Source organism: Echinimonas agarilytica, from assembly GCF_023703465.1.
Taxonomy (GTDB): Bacteria; Pseudomonadota; Gammaproteobacteria; order Enterobacterales; family Neiellaceae; genus Echinimonas; species Echinimonas agarilytica.
Genome location: NZ_JAMQGP010000001.1, coordinates 965,656 through 991,524, shown reverse-complemented (window position 1 = coordinate 991,524; position 25,869 = coordinate 965,656). Strand labels below are relative to the sequence as shown.

Genomic DNA, 25,869 nt, shown 5'->3' with positions numbered 1-25,869 from the left:
CTATGCCATGTAAATCAATGACACGGGATTGTTAGGCGTGGAGCATTTTTCAAACATACTCGACAGAGCTGCAGAGCGTAAAGGTGGAGAACAGCACCTTTCAGCATTGCTCAGTTCCCCACTGGATAATAAACAGGTCGCTTTATTACCTGATGATCGATGCTTGGCTGAAATCACCAAGGTGGTGTTTCAGTCCGGATTCGCGTGGCGTGTCATTGAGCACAAATGGGCTGGCTTTGAAGAAGCATTTTGGAAATTTGATGCTAACAAATTGGTCTTGTTGGATGATTCCCATTTACAACGCCTGCTACAAGACACTCGCATTGTTCGCAATGGCCAAAAAATTCGAACCGTGCCACTGAATGCTCAACTGATTCTAGATTGCCAACGTGAATATGGCAGTTTTGGCGCATTTATCGCGCAATGGCCCGAGCAAGATATTATTGGGCTTTGGACTTATTTGAAGAAGCATGGCGCTCGACTCGGCGGGAATTCAGCCTCCTATATATTACGACGGCTCGGTAAAGATACCTTCGTGCTCAGTAAAGATGTCAATGCTTTGCTCATTGCTCACGACATCATCGACAAGCCAGCCACCTCAAAAACTGCACTCAAAGCCGTTCAACACACCTTTAATGAATGGCAACAACAAAGCGGTCTTTCGCTGACTCAAATTAGTCAAATCGTGGCACTTTCGGTGGGCAATAACGACCGACAAGTGGCTTAACTACGAAGCTGTGACGATCTCCTCCAGCACATTAATTTCTCAATTGTTTGAAGTGATTCAAACCTCTTTTATATCTAATCAGTCAAGTATAAAACACGCTTTGAACTCTATTGAGGCCAAATTAGACCTTCAAATTAACCGAATATCTTGGCATTCTCTGATTTAAGTTTAACTTAATCACTTAACTTTGACCTACAGCTCGAACCTACCTGTTGGGCACATGTTAATATTTTCGCCGTTTGAGCATTTATACGCAAAGTAGAGCCTCAGGTGCCATTGAACAAACGACGACATTCGGAGCTTTAAGCTCCCATCACTCTCGTTCATCATTGTTATAACCTATTGGCGGTAGAAGGATTATGTATACAAATTTGGATGAACAAGCACTAATGGCCGACGACCAACTAGTGACTTCAGAGACAATATTAGACGAACTGAATACGCTTCGCTCACTGGTACCAGAAGTAGAAACACTGTCTCGTAAATACACCAATTTGAATCGCCTACAGGAAGCACTGTTTACGATTGCCGAGCTATCTGGCCGAAATCTAGAGCTGGATCTATTCTATAAAGGGTTGCACAAAATCGTCGCCAACCTGCTCTACGCCGAAAACTTCTATATTGGCCTTAAAAGCCAAAACAGCAACTTACGCATCGCCTATCTTGCCGACCGATATGACGATGGCAAGCATGTCAACGTAAGCTCTGAACGCCTTGAAAAAAGCATGACCGGATACTTGATTCAACATCAGGAGCCGGTGTTGGCAGACCGAGAACAATTCAAATCTCTCGTAGAGAGTGGCGCAATTATCCAAATGGGATCGGCTCCTGAGTTTTTATTAGGCGCCCCCATGATCTCTCAGAAAGAATGTATTGGTGTCGTGGTCGTTCAAAGTTACGATCCAGAAAAAGGGTACGACACCCAAGACATGCAAGTGTTGGAATTCGTGGCCCATCATCTAGCGCAGAGTATTGAGCGCGCCCATTACCGCGACAGCCTTGAAAAACGCGTTTCACAGCGCACCCATGAGCTGACACAGTCAAACATAGAGCTGCACAAAGAAATTCAAGAGCGCCAGCGCTCAGAGCAACTGCAACGCGCCTTATTCCATATTAGCGAAATGGCTCATGAGGCCGTTCACATGGACGAGTTTTATCAAGCTCTACATGATGTAGTGTCTCACCTCACTCAAGCCACAAATATGTACGTGGCTCTTTTAGATTCGGACAGTGGCGAACTTTGTTTCCCGTACCGAGTGGATGAAATCGACTCAAAACCAGCTCCACGACTGCTAGGAAAAGGCTTAACCGAATACATCATGTCACGCGGCACTCCAATGCTGTTGTCCAATTCCGAAATTAAAGATCTCGAAAACTCAGGTAAAGTAGAAAAGCTAGGCACGCGCAGCGAGTCTTGGCTTGGCGCCCCGTTAATTGGCGATGAAGGCATCATCGGTGCAATTGTGCTGCAAAGTTATAGCAAAGACTTTCATTACAAAAAACGCGATTTAGAGTTGGTTACGTTCGTTTCTCGTCACCTCACCAGCACATTAATGCGTAAACAAGCGCGTGAAGGGCTGGAAGAACAAGTTCGCGCTCGTACCCATGAATTAGAGCAAGAAATTAGTGAACGCCGTCGCATTGAGCGCAAACTAAAACATGACGCCAGTCATGACTCACTGACGGGTTTACCGAACCGTACCATTTTCTTAGAGCGTTTGGGTGAGGCATTTACTCGCGCTCGGCGCTACCGCCAATCTGATTTTGCCGTGTTGTTCTTAGATCTAGACCGGTTCAAGCTGGTGAACGACAGCCTTGGGCATATGTCGGGCGACGAGCTACTCAAGAAAACCTCGTCGCGGATTCGACGGTGTTTACGAGGCCGTGACTTAATTGCGCGTTTAGGTGGCGATGAATTTGCTATTTTACTCGAACCCATGCGCTCTGAAGAAGATGCAGTTCGACTCGCTCAACGCATTAGTGCATCGTTCGATCAACCTTTCTTTGTGGAAGGCGAACGAATCTTTACCGGTACCAGTATTGGTATTGCCTTGGGCAGCGAACGCTACCAAGAGCCAGAGGAAATGCTCCGTGATGCAGACTCTGCGATGTATCGCGCGAAAGCCGAGGGCCGACGTCGATTTGTTTTATTTGACGCAAGCATGCACGAAGAAGCCACACGAGCCTTGAAGTTAGAGAACGAACTCCGGGTTGCAATTGATCGCAATCAATTTGAAGTTTTCTATCAGCCTATTTTGGCGTCTGGCACTCGCAAACCTATGGCTGTAGAGGCACTGGTTCGCTGGCAACACCCTACTGACGGTTTAGTGTTTCCAGGTAGTTTCATTGATTTAGCGACTGAAATTGGTTTTGTACGAGAAATCGATTGGTACGTACTAAATCAAGCTTGCTATCAACTCGCTGAGTGGCGACAAAGTCATTCAGAACTGTCTGATTTGTCGGTGACAGTGAATCTATCAAGCGAGCATTTCTCTCAAACTGAGTTGCCTGAGCAAATTTCCAATATCTTGGAGGTCACCGGCTTACCGGCCAGCGCTTTGAGAATTGAGATCACTGAACACGCCTTACTCTCTGACGAACCACAAGTCCACACGGTATTAAATGAACTCAATGGTTTGGGCATTCAGTTAATGATGGATGACTTTGGTACCGGCTACTCATCATTGGGCTACCTGCACCGCTTCCCTATCACTGGATTGAAAATTGATCGTAGCTTCGTCACGAATATGCTGAATCAAAGTGAGCATCAAGCCATCGTCAGAACCGTGAAGGCATTGGCCGAAAACTTGGGCTTGTCTTTAGTGGCCGAAGGCATTGAAGATGAAGACACTATGGTGCTGCTAGAACAAATGGAATGTGAGTTCTTACAAGGCTTTCATATAAGCCGCCCAACCAACAAAGACACCATTTTGGAATGGCTATTGGCACACACTCAATAGCCGCCTTGCTGGTCTGCTTGGTTGCCTGAAAGACTTATATTTTTCAATTTCGAATCTATTTCGACGTTTTTTGTGGTTTCACTTGCAACATAAAGCTTGGCATAAGAGAAAAATGCTCCGAAAAGAATGCCAATCCGCATCAGTGATTGAGGCGTTAAGGCGTCGCATTTACGTCAATCTGACCTTGCGCTTGTTTTATATACAAATTCTGTAATTTAGTTACAGGTTTTTTATGACAGCCCAATAATAATTGATTTAGATCAAACTACAACCCATTTTGAGTGTGCTAAAAATACACCTTAATGTTTATGTGTGTTTTGGAGAAAGCAGATGATTGGTATTCAAATTACCCAGGCGGACAAGTCTGACTTGGTGAATTCTTTTTGGTTGTTGGATGAGTCTAACAAACAAGCTCGCTGCTTGTGTGCGAAAGCTGATTTCAGTGAAGATGATGTAGTTGATGTAAGTGCGCTTGGCCAATTCGAATATCGTGAGATTCCAGTGGAAGCTCCAGCAATTCGTGAAGGTGGTCAGCATTTGAACGTCAACGTGTTAACGAGAGAAACGCTTGAAGATGCCGTTGAGAATCCTGAAAAGTATCCTCAACTAACTATTCGCGTATCTGGCTATGCAGTTCGATTCAACTCGCTAACAGCCGAACAGCAACGCGATGTAATTACACGTACGTTTACTCAAAAATTGTAAACTCAGCGTTAGCTCGATCAAACCGTTCATCATTGATGAGCGGTTTTTTTTGGCCTCAATTTAGCATTTTCACTGCCGTCGATAGAATTTCTCTGAGCCACTGATGCGCAGAGTGAGCCGACATTGAGCGATGCCAAATCAATTGACTTTCCAACGCTTCAAAGTCGTAAGGCGGCTTGAGTAATTGCAATTCAAAAGCATCTTGATATTGCCGAGCAAACTCTTGTGGCACAAATCCCAAGTATTCAGAACGACTACACATTGCCATCAACCCCATCACAGAAGAGAATTCGCACATCATTTTGCGGTTAGGAATACGTTGCTTACTCAGAAAGTTGACCACATGAAGATCTGAGCGACGCATTCTCAAGCCTACATGTGCTTCACTCAAGTACTCCGATTGAGAAATTCGCCCCTGAATTCGAGGATGATGGCGGCTTGCAATTACAACACCTTGATGGCGAAGCATGGCCTGCTGCTGAAATGCACTTGGAATGCGAGGAAAAAGATCTAACGCAGCGTCGACCTTCTGGCGACTCAAATCATCGTAAATACGTTGTTCGATGGGTGGGGTTTCTCGAAATTCTACGCGGCACTGGGTTGCTTGGGTGAGTTCAGCCACAATAGGCGCAAGCATCAACATCATAACTTCATTCGAGTACACCACAAACGTTCGCTGCGTTTGGTCGGGTTGAAAATGCTGTTGATTAGCTACAACGGCTTCGACAGTTGCTAACGAATCTTTAATTTGAGAGGCGAATTCGTCCGCAAATGCCGTGGGTTTAATGCCGCGTCCTTCGCGCAAAAACAGTACTTCCCCCAGCTCAATTTTCAGTCGAATCATAGCGTTGCTGACTGATGACTGATTCAGATCTAAATGTTCGGCGGCTTTCGACATCGATTGGTATTGGTACACATTTAAAAAGATACGCAGCAAATTCAAATCAAACTGTTCTGACGTCTTCTTCATAGCCCCTCCGATTCATTTATAAATCAAATGTATTATATTCAATATAGATAATTATTAAATGATTAAGCCTTTTTATACTGATCTCATTGAAACAAACACTCGTTTTGTGTTGGGTAAATCTTTGAGGCCGAGATCAATTATGAAACATTCAATCATCGCTTTTTCAGTCGCTACAATCGTTGGGGTTCACCTTGTTCCACAATCTGCCGTCGCTCACGGTGATGGAGAAATGGAGTTTGCCCCAATCGTATTAAATTACGATGGAAAACCAGCATCTGAGCATACAATCAACGCCAATAAGCAGGTGGCTGAAACGCTTAATTGGGATGATCGCACTGCATTTGAGCTGGATGCCAAGGGCCTCATTGCGACCCTAGACGAAAACACATCGGCTATTATTCGTGATTCATTTGAGTTTATTGGTTCAGATATACCCGACTCGGTAAACCCCTCACTTTATCGCCAAGCTCAGCTCAATCAGCAAGCCAATGGCCTTTATAAAGTGCGTGAAGGTATCTATCAGGTTCGAGGTACCGATCTTTCATCTATGACTTTTATTCGCTCACAAAGCGGCTGGATTGTGTATGACGTACTGCTCACCAAAGAAGCCGCCGCACAATCGCTCGAATTTGCCCTTACAAATTTGCCTGAAGGCGGCGACTTACCGGTTGTGGCTATGATTTATTCACATTCGCATGCCGATCATTTTGGTGGTTCACGTGCGATTCAAGAACGTTTTCCAGATGTGAAAGTCTATGGTCCCAATAACGTCACCGCTGAAGTGGTGGATGAAAATGTATTGGCAGGGAATGCAATGTCTCGTCGCGCGGCTTACCAATATGGCTCAACGCTGCAACGCCATGACCATGGAATTGTTGATGCTGCATTAGCCAAAGGCCTGTCATCAGGTGAGATCACATATGTGAAACCTCACTATACGTTAAACAGTACCCAGAAATTTGAAACACTCACCATCGATGGCCTAGAAATGATTTTTATGGACGCATCCGGTACTGAGGCCGCATCCGAAATGGTGACCTACATTCCGTCTATGAAAGCCCTATGGACGGGCGAGTTGACCTATCATGGCATGCACAATATCTATACGTTGCGCGGGGCAAAAGTACGAGATTCGCTTAAATGGTCACGCGAAATAAATCGCATGGTGACCACTTGGGGAGATGATGTGGAAGTTCTATTTGCGTCTCACTCTGCACCTGTGTGGGGACAAAACGAAGTGAATGAATTCTTAAAATTACAACGAGACAACTATGGCCTTGTGCACAACCAATCGCTTCGCTTAGCCAACCAAGGCGTCGTACTACAAGACATTGGAGATGCTATTTTAGAGACCATTCCAAAGTCGGTATACGATGTGTGGCACACCAATGGCTATCATGGCACATATAGTCACAACGCCCGTGCGGTCTATAACATGTACCTTGGGTATTTTGACATGAACCCAGCCAATTTGAACCCGCTCCCAACCCAACAAGAAGCCACTAAATTTGTCGAGTACATGGGAGGAGCAGATCAAGCCACGGCAAAAGCGAGCCAAGATTTTTCGCAAGGTGAATATCGTTTTGTAGCCACTGCATTGAACAAAGTTTTACTTGCGAATCCTGAGCATGAAGGGGCGCGCCAGTTGCTTGCCGATACTTATGAGCAACTCGGCTATCAAGCGGAAGGAGCTGGTTGGCGCAACATTTACCTCAGCGGTGCACAAGAGCTTCGCTCTGGTATTCAACCAGGAACCCCAAAAACGGCATCTCCCGACGTGTTAAGCGAAATGGATTTAAGCACATTGTTCGACTTCCTTGCTGTACAAGTCGATAGCATTCAAGCGGCCAATCTTGGCACGGTGAGTTTGTCCATTCATGAACAAGATACAAATACGCACCTGTATGTGGAACTTAGCCATGGCAACTTGAATAACATTTATGTGAATCAGGCACAAAAGGCAGACGCTCAGATTAGTTTGAAGCAAAGTGATGTGACTCGGATCGTACTGCAACAAACAGACTTCGATAGTTTAGTTGAGCAAGGCAAAGCTAGTATTTCTGGCGACACTCAAGCACTCAACAAGATATTAGGAACACTGGTGGAGTTTGACCCTGCTTTTGAGATTGTGCCACTGCCAAGCAAGCCACATCAGCACTAGTTCAAATAGCGCTATTCATTCTTCAAGCACCGTTTGCTCATTAGCATTCGGTGCTTTTCTACTTATAAACAACAATTAACTTAGTTTTCTTCCTGCAAAATAGCGTTCAACCCAAGCGACAAATGCAGACAACTTCGCCGATGGATATGGCGATTGCGGATAAAACAAGTAAATCCCCTGCCCTTCAACATACTCATGCTCTAACACTTTTTCTAACATTCCTTGTTCAAGTTCTTGCTCAACAAAGTAGTCGGCAATGCGCACAAGGCCCTCCCCCGCTATCGCTTGCTGTTTAAGGACTTGGTTTTGGTTGTTCACCATCCAACCTTGAGTTGTCACATGGCCTGATCTCAAAGGCCATTGCACCTGATGAGGAGTCGATAAACATACATGCGAGTTTAAGTGGTCTGCCGCTAACGGTTTACCGTGCTTGGCCAAGTATTCGGGCGCAGCCACAATGCAATGTTGATAATCAAACAGATGTCGAGCACGCATATTTTCAGGCGGGTTTCGAGTGGCCCTAAAGCCCAAATCAAAATCAAAATGGTTCAGATCGTAAGTGGTGTAACTTGAGTCGATGATAAACACCATATCGGGATGAAGCTCACGAAAACCACGGCAAATGTCAGTTAAAAAACGCTCAGAGAACATTTTCGGTGCCGTGATCTTAAGCTCCCCTGAAAGGGCATGATGCTCGTTAAAGACCTGTTTTTCTAATGCAATGGCCTGCGTTTTAATCTCTCGTGCTTGTGCATACGCACGTTTACCTTCCGGGGTGAGTCGGACCGAACGCGTGGTACGAATCACCAATGGGCACTGCAATTCCTGTTCAAGGCGCTTGATCTGCTCCGACAAATATCCTTTTGAAATGGAAAGGCTTTTGGCCGCTTGCGTAAAACTAAGCTTCTCAGCCAGTGCCACAAACAACATGAGACGCTCAACACGTTTATGTTGATGCATAACAACAAGCTCCTTCAATCGATTGAACGCACATAAGAACACCAACTGTTTTATATAGAAAACAATGTTTTCATTATTAGCCTATTTTGTTCTTCAAATCTATCCATAGAATGATTCTGGTGTTTTCAACTGTGAGCTATACACCATGATCCCAACACCAACATCTGCACCCAATTTACCACTGAATCAGTATTTACCTGGCGTCAGCCAGCTTGTGTATGGCTGCATGGGGCTGGGCGGAGGGTGGAATCAAAACGCGGTGTCTGATGCTGATCACAAGCAAGCTCGAACGATTATTGAGACCAACTTAAATCAGGGACTCAATCTATTTGACCATGCTGATATCTACACCTTTGGTAAAGCCGAACAGGCCTTTGGGCAAGTACTTACCGAAGATTCGAGCCTACGCTCTCAGATGTATGTTCAATCGAAGTGTGGCATTCGATTTGACGATTCCCAGGGCCCTAAACGATACGATTTTTCTGCGCAGTGGATACAACAATCCGTGGACGGCATATTAGGCCGCCTGAACACCGAATACCTAGATGTATTGATGCTGCACCGTCCTGATCCGCTAATGGAGTTAGACGAACTCGCCAAGGTATTAGAAACACTCAGAGCAAGCGGCAAGGTGAAGTTTTTTGGGGTATCGAATATGAATAGCCACCAAATGCGCTACATTCAATCAGCGCTTTGCGCTCCGCTGGTATGTAACCAACTGGAAATGAGTTTAAACAAATTAGATTGGCTGGAAGACGGAATATTAGTTGGGCATTCCGATGCCCACCGAGTGAACTTTAGCAGTGGCACTCTGGAATATTGCCAAATGAATGGCATTCAGCTGCAAGGTTGGGGCTGTATGGCTCAAGGGTTATTTGGAGAGCAAGGGTTGCATCATGACGCCCCTAGAATTCAACATACATCGCGCTATGTCGCTGAATTGGCGGAACACTACAATGCCAGTGCAGAAGCCATTGTACTGGCATGGCTCATGCGCCACCCTGCGCGCATTCAGCCCGTAGTAGGCACGACCAACGTCAATCGAATTCATGCCTGCCATCAGGCCACCAAATTCACCCTCACTCGCGAACAGTGGTATCAGCTATATCAGTGCGCTCGCGGCGTCGAGTTACCTTAAATGAAAGGAGATTCAAAACAATGATAACTATGTCTCAAGCCCAATTATTGGTCTCGATTGCCTTAGAGATAGCGACCAAGCAAAACGTTGCGATTGCAGTCAGCGTTTGTGATGGTCATGGCGAACTGGTGTGTTTTACCAAAATGGACGGCTGCGGCTTGCCGTCGATCACTCTCGCTCAAAATAAAGCGTACACCTCTGCGCGCGAGCGGCAGCCATGCGGCAACCTCGGCACTTGGGCGCGTGAAACAGGCAAAGATTTGGGCTATTGGACAGACCCGAAAGTCACCGGTTTTAAAGGCGGACTGCCGATCATCAATAATGACGACGTGATTGGCGGCATCGGTGTGAGCGGCTTGAGTGAGGAGGAGGATGAAGCTCTTGCTGAAGAAGTGCTCGGTTTGGCGAATATTTCTTAGCTTAATACGATTCAACAAAGAGCCTGCTCAAGTCGGCTCTTTGTTGGATTTGCTTGATGAACCTCAAAATGGTCGTTCAACTTCACAAAAACGTTTCATTGTTCAGTCAACAAAAACGCCTCTCGCCCTACAACGTCTAAAAATTGGCGGTTATAAATTTTATTATTTCTGAGAAGGTTAAAGCTCACACTCTAATAACCGCTTAAGTTTGCCAAAAACATGACGCTAATTATTGACATGTTGCCCCATAAAACCTTCACCCGAACGTTAACAATTCATACATAATGTTGTTAACTTAGGCGCTGCAAGGCTGAATTACAGGCACCACCACCGCAGCAGACGCGACATCGAGGTTAAAGGATTTCTAACCGTTTATTGAAGTTAAAGGTAGGAATTCCATGAAACAGTTTTTTAAGCAATTCACAATATCGTTCAGTTTGGGCTTCATCGCATTGTCATCAAGTTATGTCAATGCAGGCATGATGATGCTAGACGAAACACAATCTCTCTCTCCGCTCAAGATTTCCACCAGCTTCAAAGAGTTTTACAATTATGGGGGAAAGCAAGACTCAAGCGCATACGCGACGGCCCAAAAATACTCTGCAAACACAGGACTAGAAGCATCCAATCTTATCACCATGTTTCTGGTTGAAGATGTATTTGAGAAACTGGCCTTATTCATTTTAGTGGATGGCCCCGGTGATGGCACTGGCGGCCGCCTCACAATGACCCTCAATTCAGAGGCTGAAAACTCAAATGAGTGGGGCTTTGATTTAATTGACGACCGAGGAGATGAAAAACGAAAAGGCACTGACCTAGATGGTTCTGACAACCAATGGACCGTTGAATGGAAGTGGGCAAAAGCCTTTGCTGACGGTGCTATTTTTAGCGGGTTTGATTCTGAAAATTTAGATTTGGCAATTGACTTTTCCGATGAAAAGTCAATCGATGGCTACCAGTTTTTAAGTTTTGATGAAGGGCAAACACCATTGAACCCTCTGGCTGCATTAGCGCCCCTCAACACAGCATCTAAGGCGACTTATTTCAACACCGATGCATCGCTCCAATTAAGCGTAGTCGATGTACCAGAGCCTGCAGTACTGGCGATTTTCTTAGCCGGCATCGGCTGTATCGCAATACGCCGAAGACGATGACAATGAGTGATCAAAAAGGCCGCTTGCGCGGCCTTTTTACTGACCAGCATGTCACACATGCCGTTCAACCTTATCGATTACAAGCTGCGAAGCTTAGCTTCAACATGAGAAAACTCGGCTGGAATTGTGTCTGATAAGTTTTCTTTCTCTGCAACGTCTGCCAGAGCTTTTGGCAAATCGAGTTTAATCTCTAGAATTCCTTCAACACTTTCGATGAACTTGGCTGGGTGAGCGGTGCATAAAAACAGCCCGTGCTCTCCTTCTTGCAATGACTTTTCGAGCGCACCAAACGCAATGGCACCATGAGGTTCGCACACATAACCGTGTGCATGCATCGCTTTAAGCATCTGCGCTGTTTCTTCATCGGTTGCTCGGTCAGAGCTTAAGTCATCCCAACTAAACTCATTACGACGAACCAGCTCTTCAATGCGAGGCCAGTTATTTGGGGCGCTTACATCCATCGCATTGGAAATAGTCGGAATTGTTGCCTTAGGCGACCATTCACCCGTTTCCAAATAACGCGGCACCGTGTCATTGGCATTAGTTGCTGCAATGAAACGTTTGATGGGCAATCCCATTGCGCGAGCCAACACACCTGCGGTTAAGTTACCGAAGTTACCGCTTGGCACACTAATCACTAACTCATCCCGCTTGTCTTTTGGCACTTGCGCGACCGCTTCAAAGTAGTAACAAATCTGCGCCATCAAACGGCTAATATTGATTGAGTTTGCCGAGTTAAGCCCCACAGTTTTACGCAATTCAGCTTGGTCAAACGCATGCTTCACCATGGCTTGGCAATCATCGAACGTGCCTTCCACAGCCAAGGTGTGAATGTTGCCACCCAAAGTGCAGAATAACTGCTCTTGCAGGTGACTGATTTTGCCTTTCGGGTACATCACGACAACATTAATGTTGTCGATACCTGCAAATGCGTGTGCAACCGCAGCACCTGTATCGCCAGATGTAGCCGTTAAAATGGTGATTTTCTCGCCGTCTGACAATTGTTTCAGGCATTGCGCCATGAAACGGCCGCCAAAGTCTTTAAATGCCAACGTTGGGCCATGAAACAATTCTAGTGCGGAAATATTCTCAGTCACGGGTTTTACTGGCGCTTCAAAATCAAACGCGGCAGTCACCATTTCGGCCAAGCGAGCTTTAGGAATTTCATCACCAATCAACGCCGAAAGAATCTCAGTCGAACGAGTGGTTAAGTCCATTTCTAGCAACGCATCAATGTCCTCAAAACGAGGTAAATCAGCGGGAAAAAACAAACCTTGGTTACGACCCAAACCCGTCCGAACGGCTTCTTCGAAATTTACTTTTTGATCGTTTTCTTTGATGTTGTAAAGCTTCATGAGTGAGTTGTCTCCGATTGGATCTCAACGTTCGCTACACCCGCCTCATCAATACGGCAAATGTGACTGAATCCATCTTCATTTTGTAAATAGTGTTTTGCTAGGTAAGCATCGCATTGTTTAGCAACACTAATGTCGTCGCATACTGCAAACAGTGTTGGGCCTGAACCGCTGATACCGACCGCTAACGCTCCGAGTTTTAATAATGCTTGGCGTGCGCTCTCAAAGCCAGGTAATAAGACTTTGCGGTATGGTTCTGCAATCACATCTTCCATCATAGTCACAGCGAGTTTGTCATCTCCGGCATACAGGGCATGCACGAAGTTGGCTAACAGGCGGCCATGCTTTATGATGTCAGCTTTGCTGTAGTGGGCAGGTAAAATAGAGCGAGCTTCAGCCGTAGAAACGGTAATTCCGGGATACGCCGAGCACCAATACCAACTCTTCGGTGATGGCAACGTTGAGCATAGTTTGTGGTCTAATTCAGTCATTAACTGAATGCCGCCCACAAAACACGGGGCAACGTTGTCATAGTGAATCGAGCCCGATATTTGGCCTTCCAAATCGCCCATTAAACGCAGCTGAGCCTCTTCATTTAGCGGTGAGCCAAAGAACTGATTCAGCGCAGCTACCGCCGCAACAATACTTGAGGCACTTGAGCCTAGACCTGAACCAATGGGCAAATTCTTGTGCAGGTGCATTTTTACAGCCCCCACATGAGTGCCTTGCTCCGCCAGTAACGTTTGGATACCAACAAAACAGTCATATAGAATATTCTGCTTGGGATCATCAGGTAGTTTGTGCGCGAAGCGTCCGCTTGCGGTAAGTTCAAACTCGCCGCTAATGCTATCGTCCACTTCCACCACATCGCCCAGCAAAGAACCGTCGATGGGTTTCAGTGCGGCTCCGAGAATATCAAACCCCACACCAAGGTTGCCAATTGAAGCAGGTGCATATACTGCGACAGCCATGATTAAACCTCCTGCTTCCAAGGAAGCGTGCGCAATAGATCAGCAAACACGCCTGCTGCGGTCACCGCTGCGCCCGCGCCATATCCACGCAGCACGTATGGAATAGGTTGGTAATAGCGAGAGTTGAATGCCAAGGCATTTTCACCATCTTTCACCGCAAACAACGGATGCTCAGGTCCCACAGCTTGAATCGACACTTTGCATTTGCCGTTTTCAATGCTGCCAGAGTATCGCAACACCTTACCTTCATCTTTTAATTGGTTCAGCCAGTCAGCGAAAAACGCATCGGCTTGCGGTAAGCGATTCATGAATTCATCAACCGAACCTTCTGAATCAAAGCCTGGCGGCAATGCAGGCTCAACTTCGACATCTTCCATTTCAAGTGGCATTCCGGCTTCACGCGCTAAAATGAGAAGCTTGCGAGCCACATCCATGCCCGACAGGTCTTCACGCGGATCCGGCTCTGTAAAGCCATTCGCGCGAGCTTGTGCTGTCACTTCAGAAAAGGCCATGCCTTCATCGAGTTTGCCAAAAATATAGGACAATGAACCTGAAAGAATTCCAGAAAAGCCTACCAACTCATCTCCTGCATTGAGCAAAGACTGCAGGTTATCAATCACAGGCAAGCCAGCGCCTACGTTGGTGTCGTACAAGAATTGGCGCTTTTTGCGCAACGCTGTTTGACGCAGCGCTTTGTAATATTCGTACGATTCGGTATTGGCTTTCTTATTGGGCGTCACAATGTGGAAGCCAGCGTTCAAGAAGTCTAAATACTGTTTTGCCATCCAATCTGATGAAGTGTTGTCCACCAGCACGGGGTTAATTAATGCATGCTCACGGGCAAAATCACTGACTAATTCAAGGCTGAATTTCTTTTTGCATTCAACCAATTCGCGTTCTTCAAAGCGGTCTAAATCAATGCCGTTTGCTGCTAATTCCATCCCTTTAGAATTGGCGACACCACACACTCGAAGGTCAATATGTTGTTCGCGCAATTTCAGTTGCTGGCGTTTAATTTGACCGAGCAATTCTCCACCCACGACCCCCACACCGACGATAAAGGCATCAATGCGTTGCATGTGGCTGAAGAATGCTGAGTGACATGCACCAATGGCATAGCGAACACGATGCTCAGGCACTACCGCCGAAACCGAACGCTCTGAAGAACCTTGAGCAATAGCAACAACATTCACATCGGCTTGCGCCAGAGCTTGGAAGAAACGCGCCGATACACCGCGATTTTCACGCATGCCATCACCCACTAGGGTGACAATTGCCAGTTGACTCAGTACTTCGATTGGGTCGAGCAGTAAGTTCGCTAATTCGAGTTCAAACTCTTCGCTCAATGCTTTACGCGCGGCCCCAGCATCTTTGCTGCTCAAACAGAAGCTAATGGAATATTCACTGCTGGATTGCGTGATGAGCGCCACTGAGATTCCCGAGCGCGAAATGCATTCGAAAATACGCGATGCCATGCCGACCATGCCCTTCATGCCGGGTCCGGATACACTCATCATGCTCATACCTTCGAGCGAGCTAATCCCTTTCACGGCCTCAGAGGCGTCACTTTTTGAGCTTACCAATGTACCGGCACCATCTGGATTAAAGCTATTTTTAATCAAGCAAGGAATGTGAAATTGAGCAATAGGAGAGACTGTTTTTGGATGTAAAACCTTGGCGCCAAAGTAAGACAACTCCATGGCTTCTTTGTAGCTTAGCTCGTCTACTAAATGAGCGTCTTCTACGAGGCGCGGGTCGCAGTTATACACGCCGTCTACGTCAGTCCAAATTTCGCAGCATTCTGCATCTAAACACGCGGCTAATACAGCTGCTGAATAATCAGAGCCATTGCGCCCCAAAGTCACAATCTCGCCATCTGCATTACCGGCTGTGAACCCAGGCATTAACTGAATGTCATCGGCATTGAGGTTGAGTTCGGCAAAGCGCGGTTTGCTCGATTCAATATCAACCAAAGATTCAAGGTAATCACCTTGAGCAGAGAAAAGTGCAACGGGGTCAAGCACATGGGTTTGATGGCCGCGTGCATCTAGCAATGCTGACATCAACGCAATATTAATGCGTTCGCCCTTCACCAATAAACGCGCTTGAATATCACCTGGGCATTGACGCAACAACGTCACACCGTGCAGCAATTGCTTTAATTCTTCGAGTTCTTTACTCAACAATTGAGTCACTCGAACGTCATCTAGGCTGGGGTAGTCACTCTTTAAAGTGCTGACCATATTCTGAAACGTATTCTCGATATTCGATACAGCGGGTAACGCATCTACGCCATTCACTGTTTTCTCAATTGCACTGACCAAACTGTTGGTCACGCCACCCGGCGCAGACAAAACAACAGCAATACGCCCAACGGACGCCTTATTAATGATGATGCTGGCAGCTCGATTAAACCGCTCTGCATCGGCCAATGATGAGCCTCCAAACTTCAGTACTCGCATCCTGTGACCTCGTTCTCTAGTGCCCTATATACGAAAAAACCCGGACCTTTTCTGGTTCCGGGCTGGGTAACTGACAAAATGACATACGACCTCAGCCCTGCAACCTCGTGGTGCGGGTAATGGTGGTAATTGTAATAACCATCACGGTGCTGAATCGGTGAAACATTGCTGCTCAGTTGCTTTATCAGTTAAATTTTAGGTGCACATAATCCTGTTTAAAGGGGGTAAAAGTCAACTGATTTTTACACCCCTGGCCTTGTTGAATGCAATTTCTGGATTGACAAAACCAACATCAGAAGGTTGTGGACCACACAGCTTCTCTTTTTTTGCTCAAATAAGATGACAAAAATCTGAGCATCGTTCCAATAAGTCGTGTTTTTAGTAGCAGGGTTTAGGCACAAAACGGTCTTCTGGGACGTTTCACCAATGATTTAACGCACAGACTGTTGCAATATATGAGTTTTAGTCGTGTTTGGGTTGCTCGAAACGCTACTTTATCGTTACATTTAATACATTATTTACTGGCATGGAACGCAGGCAACAATGAGCCAGCTTTTTCCAACAATCTATGTGTCGTTTGACGGTTTTCAAAGGCGTCAACTGAAGCAAGATTTACTTCGCGCATTTAATCAGTCAATTCTCAATAAATTGGGGTTCAAATTAAAGTACTCCCCACGTACTGTGGTTGATTTTGGTACGCCTGATACACAACAAGCCGGAGAGTTATGCCGCCAATCGGCTTTGTTTGTTGCCTTACTCGAAGAACAAGCAGGTCACGGCTCTAGACAGCAAATGCTTCATTCCGAATTGGGCTTTGCGTTGCCTGAGGTCGGCACTCATGTTTTATTACTAAGCGACGCCAAAGAGCCAGACATCCCTGCTTCTTTGGGACGAATGTCAGAACATCATGACGGCCACATTGTTCATCTTACTGATGAAGACATTGCTACAGTTATTGTGGCTGAAATGGCCACAGCTCTGACTGCCAACATTCCACACGCCACGCTTGAAGTTCTCAGCGCTGATTATTCGGTATGCGGGTATCAGCTCGAAGAGCCTATCGAAGAGAATTCGGCCAACGCAGCATTGATGGCTGAATTGGTCGTCCCCCAAGAGCCCGTAGGCCACCCCAGTCCAGATTTAGCGAATTTACACCAACATCAAGAATGGGCTTTGCACAGTATTCGTCTAGGGAATGAGACTGGAGCAATGGCGAGCATTAAGCGGAGCCTTGAGTTATACGACAGCGACTTAATGGGCAACTATTGGCGATGCCGGTTACTCAGCGCTATCGCAGAAAAAGATTCGGAGTTTACCGAGTTAGTTAAACGCGCTTCTCTGGTAATTACATCGATTGAGCATTTGGAAGTTGATGCGAATGCATTGATTGCCGAATGCCATTTTTATGTATCTCAAGGGTATGCCGGTCTTAAACAACTAGAGCAATCCATCCAAGCGCTTGAGCAAGCGTTACCATTGGCCACAAATGTTGCGTACTTACATCAGATTGCCTTGCGAACCATGCAACAACTGGCGCAACAGCAATTATCACCTGAACGGTTAGATCCCGCATTACTCAGGGCTAAAAGTGCCTTTATCAGTATGCTGCAAGGAAGTTTGATAGGATATCAACTCTCCACCCAGCAGCTTTTGATGAAAACGCCAAAGGACAAACTCGACATTGTTATTTTGGGCGTGAAACAAGATGTCATGGGTAGCCTTCGCCAACTGTATCAATTTGAGGCGCAGCTCAGAGCGCAATGTGTAGATTGGGAAATCATTGTGCCTGCACCGGTAGCAAGTGAGCTCGGTGCAGACACCATGGCAAAACCAATCTGGAACTTGGTTCATATTGGCCAGCATTCGGCAACAATGCAGCTCACTCTGATTCAACTGTTGTCGCAACACCTGAATCAGATTGATCGACAAGCCCATCAAAGCGAAGTGGATATCAGTGTCATCGAGCAGCAACAACAAGTGTTAGGCACTGCGATACGGGATGTTCAATTCGAGTATCAAGAAGCTTGCAAAGCACGCAAGTTGGGCTGGCTCGGAATCACTATCACCGCAATTTTAATGAGCATTGTTGGCAGCGGTTTCTGGTGGCTTCCATTGCCTCATAGCGCTTTGATAGGCCTACTCAGTGGTGGCATAGTAGCGTTCGCATTACTGGCTGTTTTGCTCACCAAACAATATGGACGCTTGGACGCGGTAGATCAACGCTGCCGTGCACTTGATTCTGAATATGCTCTAGCCGATGACGACTTGCCAGAGCCCAGAGCACAAGAAGGCTGGTTTGACCGCTTATCGGTTCGTCGCGACAAACTCGGCGATAAATGCCGTTTATTGCAGCAAAAAGCAAAGCTATTGCGCTCAAACATAGAAAGCAAAATAACAACGCTTGCAACTGTGCATGTGTCTTTTTCTGATATTACGTTGTCGGCTCTCGGTGGTATTTTCAATGCTTGGCAGCCAGCATCCCTATCCACAAACGTGGTGTGCAAAGTAAATAATGGCGGTGCATTAACGCTGACTGATTCGCTCGAATTGCAATTGCTCAAAGACTCTGAAGTAAATGCACCGCAGTATATTTTGGTCTCACACGATGCGAGTGACAACATCAGCCAAGTTTATTTTGATCAATCACCTAATCCAGCGCACTGCAAACAGCTTCACCTGCTACAAGGAGCGGCGAATAACGAGCAAGTATTCGAGACAATTCATGTGCCCATGCTCAACACTGATGCACCTGTCATGCTGCAAAAGTGGTGTGTAGAAGAAGGTGATGACGTTCAAGCAGAGCAGCTTATTGCTGAGCTCCAGTCTGAAGACATTGTTATTCCATTGCTAGCGACCAAATCGGGCAAGGTAAACCGTCAACTGGCCCCCGAAGGCGATGATCTAATCTCAGATCAAGCCGTACTAGAACTTCAAGTTAGTTAACCGGAAAACCTCATGACCCCAATCAAAGGCTTAGTCCTTGCTGCTCACGGCAGCCGCTTAAAAGCGTCGAATGAAGAAGTAACAGAGTTTACTCAAGTATTAGCTTCGAGTTTAATCGATCAATATAAACACATTGTCCCGGCGTTTTTAGAGCTGGCTAAGCCGAGTATTGAGGACTCGATTGATGCAGCAGTTGCAGCGGGCTGTACTGACATCACAGTGGTGCCCTACTTTTTAGCAGCCGGCCGACACGTACGAGAAGATGTGCCCGAAATCATCGAAGAGCGCCAAAAAGCACACCCTCATGTCACCATTCAAGCCACGCCTCACTTAGGTGTAAGTGAGGCACTTAAGCAAGCAGTTATTCACTTACTGTAACCCTTTATAAACGGAGGTTCCGATGAGTGCCGTACTCAATGAATTGCTAGATCTGCTTAGCCTTGAACGGATTGAGCAAGGTATTTACCGTGGTCAAAGTCAGGACTTAGGATTTCCACAAGTATTTGGCGGTCAAGTCATTGGACAAGCCCTTTCTGCAGCCAAGCAAACGGTGCCAGCGGAACGCTCGATTCACTCATTTCACTCTTACTTCTTACGGCCAGGCGACGCCCGTCGCCCCATCGTTTATGAAGTCGAAACCATTAGAGATGGCAAAAGCTTTTCCGCACGTCGTGTAAGCGCAATACAACATGGCAAGGTGATATTCTACCTAACGGGATCGTTTCAGTTGCCGGAAAACGGGCATACCCACCAAGCCGTGATGCCTGATTGCAAGCAGCCTGATGAGCTCATCTCAGAGCTAGATTTTGCCAGAGCTCATGCCGACAAAATTCCAGCGAAAATACGAGACTATTTTACCTGTGAAATGCCAATCGAGATGCGCCCTGTGGATTTCTACAACCCACTTGCACCTTCACCTACAGAAGGTAGACGCTTGACTTGGATGCGAACTAATGGCGCTCTGCCAGACGACCCTCGCGTTCACAAATACTTGTTAGCTTACGCGTCTGATTTCAACTTTTTACCCACAGCGGGTCAGCCACATGGGGTGTCGTTATTTCAGCCTCATATACGGATGGCAACGATTGACCACAGCATGTGGTTTCACCGTCCTTTCAGAGCTGATGAATGGCTACTGTACGAAGTGGAAAGCCCAAGCGCTTCGAGCGCTCGGGGCTTTGTACAAGGAAGGTTCTTTAATCAACAAGGCGAACTTGTTGCATCAACGGCTCAAGAAGGCTTACTTAGAGATACTCAGTTGAGCGAGTCAGACTGATGTTCGTCAGCCATGCTCTGCATTTCAGGCATGGCCTCATCTTCCATGAGCTCTAAGGTTGTATCACTCTCAAGCTCTTCATAAAATGTCAGCGGCACAGTTGGCGCTGAAGCCTCGTCAAACAGGCGGATACAGTAGTCATCAAGAGACATGATCTGAGGCATTTCAAGGCATAGGCGTTGTTCAATAGAGCGGTGTTTAACTTTAACCCGAGACCCCAAAAATTCAATACTCGACGGCATTGATTCAAGATCACCCGAATGCCTTATCCAATCACTCGCTAAAGCATAGTAGGCTTCGGCCATTAAAGTAGAGCGCAATAGCGCAGCCAAATGACGAATTCGGTCAGTCACAATAGCTCCGCCAAGCAAGTTGTCGTCACTCCACAACTCGACCGACTCAGGCCACTCCTCAGAGGCATCAACTAATGGCTCTATACCCTCGTTTCCTTCACTCAAATCGATTGCTCTGGCATAGGCTTGAGCCAACACATTGGTGGTTTGATTCCGTTGCCAAGTCAAGCTCTGGAATATGGTCGATATTTCCAGCTCCCATCCCATCGCCTTTGTCACACCGTTAAGGTCGACCGCATCAAAAGTGACCAAAGCGTTTGCAAATTCGCGCGCCAATACCTTGCGCATGCTTGCATTGAGCTGCGGCTCATCATCGAGGACTTGCAGATGCTGTGTAGCAATAGGTTTTAATTCGGGTTGTGCTTGTAGCTGAGCCACGACCCAACCCATTTCCATTCTTAAAACGCCTAATAAAACATTACGATACACGGAGACATTGGTGTCGTTAATGTGCACAAGTATGCGAGTAAAGTGTTGGTTAAGTTCGTCAAACGCCTTGTTACGAGCGAGTTCATCGCCATGTGTCATTTGATTAAACAAACGTGCCACATGTAAGCGCACCGCAGACGAAAGCTGAGAAGCAATCACAGGAAATGTTTCGTCTGATCGCTCTGTAGGCCCAACCGGAGCATCTGAGTGCAATAATTGTTCTAACCGAATAATCCAAGCTTGGTTCGTTTCAATATGCTCCTCAATAACTTCGCGCTGCAACGATAAATTGACCAAGCATTCGCGTGTTGCAACTCGGCACGGCATGTTAAAGCGCCATTCAGAGGGGGCTGCGACAATCATTTCAGCATCATCCGATGCGTTACCATAATCGTTCCACCGTTGCTGACCATACGCCATCGCATCACTTTCAATGGGCGCGCCAAACCCAGCTAGTCGAAAGAAGCTTTCGTTGGGTTCAAGCGTCGCCGAATATTCGCGCTGCCAATGTTCACCGGTTTCAGATAACGGAGATTTAAACGTCAGAACAACGAAGACAACCGCCCAACAAAGCAGAATAACGAGGCCACTAATTAACAGTATTTTTTTACGAGAAGTCATCAATATTTATTCAGTATAAGGGGTGTCATTGCGATACATTTGAAGGCGCTCACGGTAACTCACGAGTACATCGTTACCAATTCCTCCTTCACGAAGCAGCATGTTCAGCGCTTTTTGCTGAACCTTTGCAGCTTGTTGAAACAGGCCATTTGCTGCATAAACTGCAGCAAGGGTATCCGTCGACATTGCATCGAGCTGTGAGTGTTGCTGATGAATTTCCATCAATTCCATTGCTTTGTTAGGATCTCGCAATGCTGTCTCTTTGTGCGTGGCTAAAAACCAAGCGATGTCATTGAGCATTTCAGGATCGGTATCATCCATTGCATATTGAAGTAACTGCATTCCCAAAAATGGGTCATAACTGACACCCGCACCTTGAATGTAGCCATACCCCAGCTCACGAATACAGGGCTGATAACCAGAGTTTGCACACTTCGAATACCAAGCCATTGCAGTGACAATTTGCTCTTGTTCTAGGTAGAACTCGGCCATATCAAACTGACCTTGTAAATCATCAGTTGCTGGATTTTCAGGAGGGAGGACTGCTTCAGGCTTTTCAGCACCTGGCTTCATGCCAATCAATCGATCGAGAATAACCATATCATCGGCGCAGCCAACAAGGGCTAGCGCCAATACGACAGGAACAAAAGATTTGAACAAGCTTGTTTCCTATTCTGTAGTAGATTTGAGTGGCCCAACCGCGACCACATCTGGATTTGCGCATGCGCCACAAGAATTACTGTATTCAGCTAAATTGCCGTTCGCGTCGACACCATCGACCGGGGCATATTCCATAGTACAAATTTCAGGGCGAACTTCCGGACACATTTTAAAGCCTTCAGGAATTTGAACACCAGAAGACGCATCAGTCGCTTCCTGACATGCACTTAGCAGAACCACTAACGTCGCACTAATCAGTATTTTTTTCATCTTTTTGATCCCAATAGGTCGATCGAATTAACGAACTTCGTTGCCGCTGTCACGGTTGTTGGATATCGCAGCCAAATTTTCCAGCGTTGTTTGTGCAATATTAGACAACGCTTCCTCAGTTAGAAAGGCTTGGTGCCCAGTAAAAATAACATTGTGACAAGCGGAAAGGCGCCGAAAAACATCATCTTCAATCACTTCATTTGAATGATCACCGAAAAAGAGATGCTCTTCCTCTTCATACACATCTAGTCCAAGTGCTCCGATTTTGCCATTTTTCAACGCTTGAATAGCGGCTACCGCATCCACCAGTGGACCTCGGCTCGTATTGATGACCATGACCTTATCTTTCATTTTAGAAAAGGCTTGGTCGTCCAACAAATGACGGTTATCAGCAGTTAATGGGCAATGCAACGTAATCACATCAGCGCGGGAGAAAATATCATCAAGGCTTGTATATTCAGCACCCAAATCAATGGCGTGCTGGTTTTCATAGGGGTCATAGGCCAACAATTGGCAGCCAAAACCCTTGAGAATGCGGAGTGTGGCAATACCTATTTTTCCAGTCCCTACAACACCAACTACTTTGCCGTGCATGTTAAAGCCCACCAGGCCTTCTAGCGCAAAATTTGCGTCACGCGTGCGTTGATATGCTTTGTGAATTCGGCGATTCAACGTCATCATCAAAGCAACTGCATGCTCAGCAACCGCTTCTGGCGAATAAGCGGGTACTCGAACAATGCTCACATCACAAGCTTTGGCTTGGTCTAAATCAACGTTATTAAACCCTGCACAACGCATTGCAATGGTAGAGACCCCCAAAAGAACAAGCTCTTCAATTACGGGTGCCGAGAGATCATCGTTCACAAACGCGCAAACGGCTTTGCAACCCGTTGCTAATTTAGCAGTATGTAAATTGAGTTGTGTATCAAAAAAAACAAGCTCGACGGGATAATTGGCTTCTAACTGTTCAAAATGGCGAATTTCGTAACTACGAGCGCTAAAAACGGCAACCTTCATTACCTCAACTCCTTACAAGAAAAACACCGTATGGTGTTTAGAAAGACGTGCTTGATGACTGTTCCGTACCATTACTAGTATCTATGTTTTCTGGCAAGGCTAACTCGGGTTTACCAAAATGATAGCCTTGAGCATATTGTACGCCAAGTTCACGCAAACGGTTTGCTATCACTTCACTTTCAACGAACTCTGCGATTAATTTAAAGCCACGGAGTTGCGAAATAGACACTAGAAATTCAAGCAAGGGCGCAACGGCTTCATCGGTTTCCAGCGTGCGGATAAAGCAGCCATCAACCTTGACGTAGTCAAAAGGCAAATTCAGTAGATTATTGACCGAGGAGTAACCAATACCAAAGTCGTCCAGAGCAACTTTGCACCCCAACCCTTTAAGGCGCTCGATATTTTCACGTGTATGTTCAATGTTCTCGAGTGCAGCACTCTCAGTAATTTCGATGACTAATAATTCACCACATCCACTAAATTTGATGCGCTGAAGAATGGTTTCTGTCAATTTCGGGTCAGACATAGAAATACCCGAGATATTCACGGCCAACCGTTCAGGGCGATCTTCTCGTCGAGCCTCCATCAAATGAATAAGCACTTGATTAAGCACCCACTTGTCCAAAACGCCAACATCACGTTGCCGCTCAGCGGCTTGGATCAATGGATAGGCACTGACATACTGTTCCATTTCATTTTGCACTCGCAACAGAATCTCTGAATGGGTCACTTCATTGGTTGCGAGATTAACAATGGGTTGCTTGGCTAGCCCCAGTCGCTGATCGCGAATGGCAGAATGAACTCTGGAGTACATGAAACGCTGTTTGAGCAAATAACCTTCGAGTTCAGAGTCCCGAAGCGATGCATAGCGCCCTTTCCCCTGCGACTTTGAATAATTCAAAGCAACATCGGCTCGCGTCATTAAAGTATCGAAGCTATTGCCATGATCAGGTGCAACCACCACACCAATACTCAAACTCAGTCGATGCAGCATATTTTGACCTGCTAACATCACATGGCGACTTAAAGAGAGAATATTTTCTGCTAATTTTTCTGCTTCTCCCAACTCAGAAGCAATCACGGCCACTGAAAATTCATCGCCGGATAAACGAGCAACAAGGTCTTCAGAAGATGTCATTTGACTCAAAACTTCAGTCAGTTTTATCAGCAGCGCATCACCGGTTTTTTGTCCACTTGAATCATTTACCTCTTTGAAGTCGTCAACATTGATCAACAACAGCGCCACCATGTCTGAGTCTTCGATGGCAGATTCAAGCCGAGTTTTAAATGCTTCTCGGTTCAATAGTCGGGTTAACTTGTCGTGTTCAGCAAGCCAACTCCGCTCATGATAAGCTTTGTATAACGTGGCAGATGCAGCTTCATTTTGAAGGCCTAACATCGCCAATTTGCGCACCACCTGACGCCCTTGTTTAGGTGCCATTTTAGAAGCTCTTGAGAGCAAACCCTGAACTTTGCTAAATGACCCGTCCTGAACTCGACTTAACGCTCGGTGTAATACATTAAAAAATTCACGTTCATTTGATTTTCGAATTCTGTCATTCCAAAGGCCTAAGCCCAATACGAATACAGCAATCATCAATAGTAAAACGTGAATACTCACTTCATTAATCGGGCCTTGCCGAGAAATCGGCTTCCCCATCAAATGAAGCGATAAATTGGGAAGCACTGGCTCATTCGCATGGATATACCCCAACCCAGAGCGACGAAAAAATTCAGTATGTTCTTGTGTTAATGTGCCCGACACAGGCAGTAGATCTAGTGTTCGAAAGCTATCATCGAACATCAACTCAAGTCCATAGTCTCGACTAAAGTGCGAAACCCATTGGTCTAAATCAAGCTCGGCAATAAATTCTCGCATTTGATGGCGAGACACAATAATGAGGCGACAGTCCGGAATACACACCCAGTTCACAGGGTTCAATCGAGTTGGAAGTCGAACGGGCTCCGACAGTGATGAACTAAATTCAATAGGCTGGCCTTTCAGGCGAACCATCATGCCACTGACTCGGAAGCCCCCAAACGCTTGTAACGTGACAGAGTCAAGCCAAGGGCTATCGATCACAGTAGGGGCCGTTTGCTGAAGCAGATCTAAATGCTGATTGGCGAGTGATATATCTTTTCGAAGGATCTCATTGATGAGATTCACCTCTTGGCGATACTGAGTTTCAATTTCTTGATTTGAAGGCACAAGGAATAACGCAGCAAAGACCAGACATATGGTCACTACTAACATTCCCACTTTTCGATATATTCCGCTTTTCACTATGTGCCCAGCCCATATCCTTTCGGCTTCCTCG

Annotated in this window: 20 protein-coding genes; 10 read left to right on the top strand and 10 right to left on the bottom strand. The window is 46.2% G+C overall.

All coding sequences use genetic code 11. The features are described 5' to 3' along the window. Positions 1-37 precede the first annotated feature (37 nt). From NAF29_RS04145 to grcA, 3 genes are all read left to right on the top strand, one after another. Positions 38-727, top strand: coding sequence for a DNA-3-methyladenine glycosylase I (locus tag NAF29_RS04145; RefSeq protein WP_251260215.1), 690 nt, complete (start codon positions 38-40; stop codon positions 725-727). A 359-nt stretch (positions 728-1,086) separates the two neighbouring features. Beyond that, positions 1,087-3,687: a sensor domain-containing phosphodiesterase gene (locus NAF29_RS04140; protein WP_251260214.1), complete on the top strand. Its 2,601-nt coding sequence runs from the start codon at positions 1,087-1,089 to the stop codon at positions 3,685-3,687. Positions 3,688-4,017: 330 nt separating this feature from the next. Next, the gene (gene grcA, locus NAF29_RS04135) at positions 4,018-4,392 is read left to right on the top strand and encodes an autonomous glycyl radical cofactor GrcA (protein WP_251260213.1); all 375 of its coding nucleotides are present in this window, start codon (positions 4,018-4,020) and stop codon (positions 4,390-4,392) included. A 55-nt stretch (positions 4,393-4,447) separates the two neighbouring features. On the opposite strand, the gene NAF29_RS04130 is transcribed toward grcA, so the two are convergent. Beyond that, positions 4,448-5,362 (bottom strand): LysR family transcriptional regulator, encoded by a 915-nt coding sequence (locus tag NAF29_RS04130; protein WP_251260212.1) that lies wholly within the window; start codon positions 5,360-5,362, stop codon positions 4,448-4,450. Positions 5,363-5,501: 139 nt separating this feature from the next. On the opposite strand from NAF29_RS04130, the gene NAF29_RS04125 reads away from it, so the two are divergent. Further along, positions 5,502-7,523: an alkyl/aryl-sulfatase gene (locus NAF29_RS04125; RefSeq protein WP_251260211.1), complete on the top strand. Its 2,022-nt coding sequence runs from the start codon at positions 5,502-5,504 to the stop codon at positions 7,521-7,523. Positions 7,524-7,598: 75 nt separating this feature from the next. Here NAF29_RS04125 and NAF29_RS04120 read toward each other — a convergent pair whose 3' ends face one another. Continuing rightward, positions 7,599-8,483 carry a LysR family transcriptional regulator gene (locus NAF29_RS04120; protein ID WP_251260210.1) on the bottom strand — a complete coding sequence of 295 codons (885 nt, stop codon included), beginning with the start codon at positions 8,481-8,483 and terminating at the stop codon, positions 7,599-7,601. A 145-nt stretch (positions 8,484-8,628) separates the two neighbouring features. On the opposite strand from NAF29_RS04120, the gene NAF29_RS04115 reads away from it, so the two are divergent. From NAF29_RS04115 to NAF29_RS04105, 3 genes are all read left to right on the top strand, one after another. Then, positions 8,629-9,621, top strand: coding sequence for an aldo/keto reductase (locus NAF29_RS04115; protein WP_251260209.1), 993 nt, complete (start codon positions 8,629-8,631; stop codon positions 9,619-9,621). Between the two features lie 20 nt (positions 9,622-9,641). Continuing rightward, entirely contained in the window at positions 9,642-10,040 is a 399-nt protein-coding gene (locus NAF29_RS04110; RefSeq protein ID WP_251260208.1) for a GlcG/HbpS family heme-binding protein, read from the top strand. A gap of 398 nt (positions 10,041-10,438) precedes the next feature. Then, positions 10,439-11,194, top strand: a complete 756-nt coding sequence (locus tag NAF29_RS04105; protein ID WP_251260207.1) for a PEP-CTERM sorting domain-containing protein — start codon at positions 10,439-10,441, stop codon at positions 11,192-11,194. A 77-nt stretch (positions 11,195-11,271) separates the two neighbouring features. Here NAF29_RS04105 and thrC read toward each other — a convergent pair whose 3' ends face one another. The 3 genes from thrC to thrA are packed head-to-tail and all read right to left on the bottom strand — an operon-like array spanning position 11,272 to position 15,982. Beyond that, entirely contained in the window at positions 11,272-12,549 is a 1,278-nt protein-coding gene (gene thrC / locus NAF29_RS04100; protein ID WP_251260206.1) for a threonine synthase, read from the bottom strand. After that, complete coding sequence (thrB, locus tag NAF29_RS04095) at positions 12,546-13,520, bottom strand: homoserine kinase (RefSeq protein WP_251260205.1); 975 nt, start codon at positions 13,518-13,520, stop codon at positions 12,546-12,548. Before thrB ends, thrC begins: the two co-directional genes overlap by 4 nt. A gap of 2 nt (positions 13,521-13,522) precedes the next feature. Next, positions 13,523-15,982: a bifunctional aspartate kinase/homoserine dehydrogenase I gene (gene thrA, locus NAF29_RS04090; protein ID WP_251260204.1), complete on the bottom strand. Its 2,460-nt coding sequence runs from the start codon at positions 15,980-15,982 to the stop codon at positions 13,523-13,525. Positions 15,983-16,525: 543 nt separating this feature from the next. Here thrA and NAF29_RS04085 point away from each other — a divergent pair. The 3 genes from NAF29_RS04085 to tesB are packed head-to-tail and all read left to right on the top strand — an operon-like array spanning position 16,526 to position 20,201. After that, positions 16,526-18,925, top strand: a complete 2,400-nt coding sequence (locus NAF29_RS04085) for a lipoyl domain-containing protein (protein ID WP_251260203.1) — start codon at positions 16,526-16,528, stop codon at positions 18,923-18,925. 12 nt (positions 18,926-18,937) lie between these two features. Next, the gene (locus NAF29_RS04080) at positions 18,938-19,303 is read left to right on the top strand and encodes a sirohydrochlorin chelatase (RefSeq protein WP_251260202.1); all 366 of its coding nucleotides are present in this window, start codon (positions 18,938-18,940) and stop codon (positions 19,301-19,303) included. A 22-nt stretch (positions 19,304-19,325) separates the two neighbouring features. Then, positions 19,326-20,201 (top strand): acyl-CoA thioesterase II, encoded by an 876-nt coding sequence (gene tesB, locus NAF29_RS04075; protein ID WP_251260201.1) that lies wholly within the window; start codon positions 19,326-19,328, stop codon positions 20,199-20,201. On the opposite strand, the gene NAF29_RS04070 is transcribed toward tesB, so the two are convergent. From NAF29_RS04070 to NAF29_RS18380, 5 genes are read right to left on the bottom strand one after another with little or no spacing between them, the layout of a single operon-like run. Further along, positions 20,180-21,604 carry a hypothetical protein gene (locus NAF29_RS04070; protein ID WP_251260200.1) on the bottom strand — a complete coding sequence of 475 codons (1,425 nt, stop codon included), beginning with the start codon at positions 21,602-21,604 and terminating at the stop codon, positions 20,180-20,182. The genes tesB and NAF29_RS04070 overlap by 22 nt on opposite strands. Before the next feature lie 6 nt (positions 21,605-21,610). After that, positions 21,611-22,264 carry an SEL1-like repeat protein gene (locus NAF29_RS04065; protein WP_251260199.1) on the bottom strand — a complete coding sequence of 218 codons (654 nt, stop codon included), beginning with the start codon at positions 22,262-22,264 and terminating at the stop codon, positions 21,611-21,613. Between the two features lie 9 nt (positions 22,265-22,273). After that, positions 22,274-22,534: a lipoprotein gene (locus NAF29_RS04060; RefSeq protein WP_251260198.1), complete on the bottom strand. Its 261-nt coding sequence runs from the start codon at positions 22,532-22,534 to the stop codon at positions 22,274-22,276. Between the two features lie 27 nt (positions 22,535-22,561). Continuing rightward, positions 22,562-23,551 carry a 2-hydroxyacid dehydrogenase gene (locus NAF29_RS04055; RefSeq protein ID WP_251260197.1) on the bottom strand — a complete coding sequence of 330 codons (990 nt, stop codon included), beginning with the start codon at positions 23,549-23,551 and terminating at the stop codon, positions 22,562-22,564. A 37-nt stretch (positions 23,552-23,588) separates the two neighbouring features. After that, on the bottom strand, positions 23,589-25,796 hold the full coding sequence (locus NAF29_RS18380; RefSeq protein ID WP_251260196.1) for a putative bifunctional diguanylate cyclase/phosphodiesterase: 2,208 nt from the start codon (positions 25,794-25,796) through the stop codon (positions 23,589-23,591). Positions 25,797-25,869 lie beyond the last annotated feature (73 nt).